3 protein-coding genes are annotated in these 8,092 nt (G+C 61.6%); all 3 read left to right on the top strand.

Translation table 11 applies throughout. The features are described 5' to 3' along the window. The coding region (locus ACYP01_RS27370; RefSeq protein WP_459683172.1) for an Ig-like domain-containing protein at positions 1-1,277 on the top strand (1,277 nt) is incomplete at its 5' end. Positions 1,278-1,307: 30 nt separating this feature from the next. Then, positions 1,308-4,193, top strand: a complete 2,886-nt coding sequence (locus ACYP01_RS27365) for a beta strand repeat-containing protein (RefSeq protein WP_459683170.1) — start codon at positions 1,308-1,310, stop codon at positions 4,191-4,193. A 91-nt stretch (positions 4,194-4,284) separates the two neighbouring features. Next, the gene (locus tag ACYP01_RS27360; protein ID WP_459683168.1) at positions 4,285-8,085 is read left to right on the top strand and encodes a beta strand repeat-containing protein; all 3,801 of its coding nucleotides are present in this window, start codon (positions 4,285-4,287) and stop codon (positions 8,083-8,085) included. Positions 8,086-8,092: the final 7 nt, after the last annotated feature.

The raw sequence follows: 8,092 nt of genomic DNA, 5'->3' as shown, positions 1-8,092 counted from the left end.
ACTCGGGAGCGGCGGGCTTCACAGCCTCGACGTCGCTACCGAAGACGATCACGATCGATGACGGAATCTCCGGCACCACGACGGTAGTTACCGTGCCGGAATCGGCATCGACTCGGAACCCGGTCGAGTTGCGCGCGACGATCAATCCCGCACCAGCGGGTGGCACCGTTCAGTTCGCCGACGCGGGAGTGCCGCTCGGCGATCCGGTTGCCGTCGACAACGGTGTAGCTGTCGTCACCCATTCCTTCACGACGGCTGGAACGCACGCGATCACTGCGCTCTATTCCGGTGATCCGACATCCGCAGGATCGGTTTCGACGGCGCAGAGCATCGAGGTGACGTCCTCCGATGTGGCTACGTCGACAACGGTGACCGTCCCGGCGACCGCCCGGACCGGCGGTGCCGTAGATCTGAAGGCATCGGTTGAACCGAAGCCTTCCGGTGGCACCGTCCAGTTCACGAACGCGGGCTCGCCTATCGGATATCCGGTCAACGTGGTCGATGGTGTCGCGACGCTCAGCCACGTCTTCACGAATTCCGGGTCTCACGATATTGCCGCTGCGTTCAGCGGCGCTGTCGGATTCGACGGTTCCACGTCCGCCCTGGGCACCGTGGAGGTCAGTCTCGCGGATCTCGGCACCGCCACTCTGCTCAGTGTTCCCGGCGAAGCAAAGACCGGCGCCGCCACCGACCTTTGGGCTTCGGTGTTCGAATTGCCGAGTGGGCAGCCTGTTTCGACCGGTGGAACCGTTCAGTTCTCCGACGGAGGGGTCAGTCTGGGTGCGCCGGTGTTCGTATTCGACGGAGTCGCCAAGCTGACACATACTTTCTCCACTACGGGTGCACACGAGATCGTTGCGACCTACAGCGGATCCGAAGGCCGTAACGGCTCGGCAGCGCAGGCACGTTCGATCAACGTGTCGCAGGCGACTGCGTCGGACATCTCGACCGCCACCGTCATATCCGTACCCGGCACAGTCACGGTGGGTTCGCAAATTTCGTTGAGCGCCAACGTCATCGCCTCGGAGACCGCAGGTGGAACCGTGCAGTTCATGGATGGCGACACACCAATCGGTCAAGCGGTTGTACTGGTCAACGGCGTTGCCACCATGGGGCATACCTTCGACAAGGTGGGTGCTCACCCGATTACCGCTGTCTACAGCGGTGCTGCCGGATTCTCCGGCTCGAAGTCGGCGGCTACTTCCGTCCTCGTCGAAAAGGCCTCGACCGGCAACGGTGGCGGCGGATCCAGTGATTTTCTTCCGTTCGGTTCCTGACCTTCGTGCGTTGCTAGCTGAGGAGTATTCGTGTCTGTGAGAAGAAGTTCCGCGGTTGTGGTGGCGGCGTTGGTCGGCGGTGTATTGGTGGCCGGTGGTGTTGCTTCGGCGGCACCGTCGTCGTCGTCGCCGCCCGTGGAGAAGAGCGTCGACTTCAAGTTGGGGTGTGACGGCTACGAGCATTTGGCCGTTGACATCTCGGATGTGTTTCATTCGACGGGTGTGACGGTGTCGGCGCCGGAGAAGGTAGTGGCAGGGTCGACCTTCACGTACCGGGTGCAACCGAATGCGATGTCAGTGCCGACAGGTGGCCATGCGGGTCGCAGTGTCGGTAAGTGGACACGACTGAAGTACGACTTCGACATTCCTTCGGGTGTGTCCTTCGTGGATGCGCGAGTGGTGACAGGTTCATCGTCGAATCTGTCAGGTGTGGCTCCGTCGGTGATTCGGATCAACGACGGCGGTTCGCCGGATGGTGCGGGTACGCATCTACGTATTTCGGGGAACAACCAGACTGCTGACTCGAACAACAAGGGCAGCAACGGCCCGAGCTCGAGCAAGAACAGCGACGGCGGAATCGAGGTCGCAGCGGGGAATACCTTCCGTTTGCCGGCGATCGATGTGACGGTGGTTGCCGGTGCCGCCGACAGCACGGTGCAGCCGAAGTTGCGTGCAACCGACGGTGATTCGGGCTCGTTCAATTCACCGAAAAACGCGTTCACGTTCCTGCAGTACGAGACGTTGTGGCCGGGGTACTGGGAGCGGTACAACTGCTCGCCGCGTGATTCGAACAATGGTGGATTGAATGCCGGTGGTCAGGCGCTGGCCACTGTCAACGTCGTCACACAGGTAGGCACGACAACAACCCTCACATCCGGAACGACGGCCACCGTCGGCCAGTCGACGGACCTGGTAGCGCAGGTCTCGCCGGCGCCGACCAGCGGCACCATTCAGTTCAAGGACGGTGGAACCGACATCGGTACTCCCGTCACCATCGTCAATGGTGTTGCCACACTGCCGCATACCTTCACAACAGCGGGGAGCCATTCCATAACCGCCGCATACGACGGGGTTCTCGAGTTTCTCGGATCCACGTCGTCGGCACAGACGGTGAACGTCGCGGCACCCAATGAACATACGAGTACGTCGGTCACCGTGCCGGCGAGCGCTGTCGAGCAGACCTCCGTCGAGTTGAACGCATACATCTCCCCGGCAACCGACGGTGGAACGGTGCAGTTCAAGGACGGTGGGATCGACATCGGAGGTGCGATTCCGGTGACGGCCGGAGCAGCGAAGCTCGGCCACACTTTCACCACAACCGGTGCGCATTCGATCACCGCAGTCTATTCCGGCACTGCAGGTTTCGACGGTTCGACCGCCGAGGCGCAGACAATCGAGATCTCGAGTGCCACGCAAGACACGACCACGACACTCCAGGTGCCTCCCACCGCGAACAAGGACGCTGTCGTCACATTGACGGCAACCGTGAACCCGCAACCCAACGGTGGAACCGTCCAGTTCAAGGACGGTGGAGTGGCGATCGGTGGCCCGGTGGCAGTGAGTGGCGGAATTGCCTCTGTCTCCCACACGTTCACCGCTACCGGCACACATGACATCACTGCCGAATACTCGGGTGTCGCAGGCTTCGGTGCGTCGAATTCCCAAATTTCGACCGTCACAGTGGCTCTCGTTCAACAGAACACGACCACAGTGCTCAGTGCTCCGGTCGCTGCCTCGACCAGTGCAGCAGTCGATCTGACTGCGGTGGTCTCGCCGACACCAAGCTCGGGAACCATCCAGTTCAAAGACGGCGCGGCGAACATCGGGAGTGCAGTAGCCGTAGTCAACGGATCGGCGACACTCTCACATCAGTTCACCACCAACGGTGCACACAGCATCTCGGCCGTGTACTCCGGCGGTGCAGAATTCGGCGGCTCGATCTCGGCACCCAAGACCGTGACTGTGTCGACTGCAGCAGTTGACTCGGCGACTACCGTGACTGTTCCGCCCAGTGCGAACACCGGAAACGCCGTCGACCTCAAAGCCGCTGTGTCGCCCGCAGGCAACGGTGGAACGGTGCAATTCAAGGATGGCGGTACGAACATCGGCGGTGCGATTGCGGTGACGAATGGTTCAGCGACGCTCAGCCACACCTTCACCGCGGCCGGCTCGCACGACATCACGGCGGTGTTCTCGGGAAATGACGGGGTGAACGGATCGACATCCAGTGTTCAGTCCGTCCAGGTGAGTGTTGCCGATCAGGGTTCCGTGACATTGCTCAGCGTGCCCGGCGAAGCGAAAACCGGTGTGGAAACGGACCTGTGGGCGAGCGTCCGGACGTCGACTGACGGAATTGTCGGAGAAGGCACCGTGCAGTTCTTCGACGGCGGCGTTGCGATCGGTGGTCCGGAAGCTGTGACGGCTGGCGCTGCCGGCTTGTCCTACACGTTCACGACCACGGGACCTCACACCATCACCGCGGTGTATTCAGGCGGCTCGGGAATCATCGGGTCAACGGCACTGGCACGCACGGTGAACGTCACCGCTCCGGCTCCGTCCGACATCGCAACAGCCACAGGAATAACCGTTCCCGGCAGTTCGACCGTCAACAAGTCGGTAACTCTCTCCGCCACTGTCACCTCGGTGCAGAACGGGGGAACCGTGCAGTTCATGGACGGGGATACGCCGATCGGTGAGGCTGTGGCGGTAATCAACGGGATCGCTGCCCTCAACCACACATTCACGACGACCGGTGTCCACTCGATCAAGGCGATTTACAGTGGCGCAGCCGGATTCACGGGGTCCACGTCCGATGTCCGCACCGTCCAGGTCAACGCGGCGCCCGGTGACGGCGGCAACGGCGGTACCGGTTCGCTCGGAACGGGATCATTGGAGTCTCTTCCGTTCGGTTCCTGACCTGGTCACAGCATCTGCAGTATTCGAATACCGTCGACGGGAGTAGCTATGTCACATCAACAGTTCTGCGATTCAGGTTGGAGAAGTTTCCATGTCGCGTAACCTGATTCGCCGTGGCATAGCCCTCGTCGGCGTCGCTTCAGTGGCGTTGCTGACGGTCGGTTCCATCTCGGCTACCGTCTCCTCTGCTGCGACGGCAACCGTCTCCGAGGGCAAGTACCGGTTCACGCGCAGTTCCAACGTCGACACCGTGTATCTCGGTGACAAGATCACGTACACAACTGCCCTCACCAAGTCCGGTATCGACGGGTACATCAACACCTTCGTCGATGTACACCCCGCCTGCCTGACGTACGAAACGGGCTCTGCGAAACTGACGCGAGGGTCTACGTCGTCGATCACTCCGTCGTCCGTCACGGGAACGTCAGTCACTGTGACCAATGCCGGCTGGCTGGTCAACGGAAACAATCCGTGGACATTCAGCGTGACGTACCTCGTCACGGATTCCTGCGCGTTCGGTGCACTCGGTGGTGGCGTCACAGCCAGGGGCACCGTGATGGGCAGCAGTGGTTTCGGAGTCTCCGAAGATCATTCCACTATGGGACCGTCGGTGACGGTTGCCAAGCGTGACACCACCACTACGCTGTCTGTGCCGGCCACCGCGACGGTGGGCTCGTCGGTAGACCTGACGGCGACAGTCGGGCCCAACAACGTGCCGGGGGCTGTCCAGTTCAAGGACAACGGCAGCAATATCGGGTCCCCTGTCACCGTCAGTGGTGGTGTGGCCACATTGGCTCACTCTTTTGGATCCGTTGGCTCACGCTCCGTGACAGCGGTATTTACGCCAAGTGCGGTGGCGTACGCGAGTTCGACATCCGCCGCCGCGAACGTGGCGGTCTCGAACCCCGTTCCGGTGGATGTGCAGACGACGACGTCGTTGTCGGTTCCCGCGACGGCGATTGCGGGTACTGCGGTTGATCTGACCGCTACCGTTGCTCCGAGCAACGCTGTGGGTTCGGTGCAGTTCAAGTCGAACGGCGCGGCCATTGGTTCACCGATGACAGTCTCCGCGGGTGTTGCGACTCTGTCGCACGTATTCGATATTGCTGGCGCTCAGAGTGTTACGGCTGACTTCACCGCTGGTGCTGGGTTTGTCAGCTCGTCGGCGTCTGCTCAGACGGTGACGGTCTCGGATCCGGCTCCGGTGGATGTGGAGACGACGACGTCGTTGTCGGTTCCGGCTACTGCCATCTCTGGTACGGCGATTGATCTGACCGCTACCGTGGCTCCGAACAACGCTGTGGGTTCGGTGCAGTTCAAGTCGAACGGTGCGGCGATCGGTTCACCGGTGACAGTCTCCGCGGGTGTTGCGACATTGAGTCATGCGTTCGATGTTGCTGGCGCTCAGAGTGTTACGGCTGATTTCACCGCTGGTGCAGGGTTCGTGAGTTCTTCGGCGTCGGCTCAGACGGTGACGGTCTCGGATCCGGCTCCGGTGGATGTGGAGACGACGACGTCGTTGTCGGTTCCGGCGACGGCGATTGCGGGTACTGCGGTTGATCTGACTGCGACGGTTGCTCCGAGCAATGCTGTCGGTTCGGTGCAGTTCAAGTCGAACGGCACGGCGATCGGTTCCCCGGTGACGGTGGCTGCTGGTGTTGCGACGCTGTCGCATGCGTTCGATGTTGCTGGTGCGCAGAGTGTTACGGCTGACTTCACCGCCGGTGCTGGGTTTGTCAGTTCGTCGGCGTCGGCTCAGACGGTGACGGTCTCTGATCCGGCTCCGGTGGATGTCGAGACCACGACGTCACTCTCGGTTCCGGCGACGGCAATCACGGGTGCGGCTGTTGATCTGACCGCGACGGTTGCTCCGAGCAATGCTGTCGGTTCGGTGCAGTTCAAGTCGAACGGCACTGCAATCGGTTCCCCGGTGACGGTGGCTGCTGGTGTTGCGACTCTGTCGCATGCGTTCGATGTTGCTGGTGCGCAGAGTGTTACGGCTGACTTCACCGCCGGTGCAGGGTTCGTGAGTTCGTCGGCGTCGGCTCAGACGGTGACGGTCTCTGATCCGACTCCGGTGGATGTCGAGACCACGACGTCACTCTCGGTTCCCCCGACGGCGGTTACGGGTGCGGCTGTTGATCTGAGCGCGACGGTTGCTCCGAACAATGCTGTTGGCACTGTGCAGTTCAAGTCGAACGGCACGGCGATCGGTTCACCGGTGACAGTCTCCGCGGGTGTTGCGACATTGAGTCATGCGTTCGATGTTGTTGGCGCTCAGAGTGTTACGGCTGATTTCACCGCTGGTGCAGGGTTCGTGAGTTCTTCGGCGTCTGCTCAGACGGTGACGGTCTCGGATCCGGCTCCGGTGGATGTGGAGACGACGACGTCGTTGTCGGTTCCGGCGACGGCGATCACGGGTACGGCGGTTGATCTGACTGCGACGGTTGCTCCGAACAACGCTGTGGGTTCGGTGCAGTTCAAGTCGAACGGTGCGGCGATCGGCACTCCGGTCACAGTCTCCGCGGGTGTTGCGACGCTGTCGTATTCCTTCGATGCTGCTGGTGCACAAAGCGTTACCGCTGATTTCACCGCCGGTGCTGGCTTTGTGAGTTCTTCGGCGTCGGCTCAGACGGTGACGGTCTCGGATCCGGCTCCAGTGGATGTCGAGACCACGACGTCGTTGTCGGTTCCGGCTACGGCGGTTACGGGTACTGCTGTTGATCTGACGGCGACGGTTGCTCCGAACAACGCTGTGGGTTCGGTGCAGTTCAAGTCGAACGGTGCGGCGATCGGTTCCCCGGTGATGGTGGCTGCTGGTGTTGCGTCTCTGTCGCATGCGTTCGATGTTGCTGGTGCGCAGAGTGTTACGGCTGATTTCACCGCTGGTGCAGGGTTCGTGAGTTCGTCGGCGCCTGCTCAGACGGTGACGGTCTCTGATCCGGCTCCGGTCGATGTCGAGACCACGACGTCGTTGTCGGTTCCGGCTACGGCGATCACGGGTACGGCTGTTGATCTGACGGCGACGGTTGCTCCGAGCAATGCTGTCGGTACGGTGCAGTTCAAGTCGAACGGTGCGGCGATCGGTTCCCCGGTGACGGTTTCCGGTGGTACCGCGACCCTCTCACATTCCTTCGATGCCGCTGGCGCGCAGAGCATTACCGCGGATTTCACCGCTGGTTCCGGATTCAAGAACTCGGTTGCGAGTGCGAAGTCAGTTCAGGTCAGTGTTGCCGACCAGGAATCCGTCGTCGAACTGAATATCCCGACCGACGCCAAAACTGGTGTGGCGACCGACTTGTGGGCAACCGTCCGAACGTCGTCGGATGATGCTGTCGGCGTCGGAACCGTGCAGTTCTACGACGGTGGCGTCGCGATCGGCGGTCCTGAAGCGGTTACGGCCGGCGCTGCCGGCCTGACGCATTCGTTTACCTCTGCGGGTGCGCACAGCATCACTGCGGTCTATTCGGGAGGAGCTGGCGTGGTCGGATCCTCGGCCCAGGCGCGGACGGTGAATGTAACGGACCCTGCGCCTTCGGATGTCACCACGGAGACTGTGGTGACGGTGCCTGGTGATGCCGTGGTGAACAAGTCGGTGACCCTGTCGGCGACTGTCAGTTCGGTGCAGAACGGTGGAACGGTGCAGTTCATGGATGGGGATACTCCGATCGGTGACGCTGTTGCAGTGGTCAACGGGATCGCGGCGCTGAACCACACCTTCACCACAACTGGCACGCATTCGATTTCGGCAATCTACAGCGGGGCAACCGGATTCACAGGATCCACCTCGACGGCCCACGCAATTCAGATCAAGGCTGCAACCGGCGGTGGCACGGGCAGCCTCGGTTCAGGAAGCGCTGGCTCGAGCGATTTCCTTCCGTTCGGTTCCTGACCGGAAC

The sequence above is a fragment of the Rhodococcus sp. no. 34 genome (genome assembly GCF_054589475.1).
Note: the sequence above shows the minus strand (reverse complement) of the source record. Positions and strands in the feature narration are given on the sequence as shown.

What these genes read in the sequence shown, in the direction of transcription:
- ACYP01_RS27360 (WP_459683168.1), top strand. Translation starts at nt 4,285, where the DNA reads ATGTCGCGTAACCTGATTCGCCGTGGCATAGCCCTCGTCGGCGTCGCT.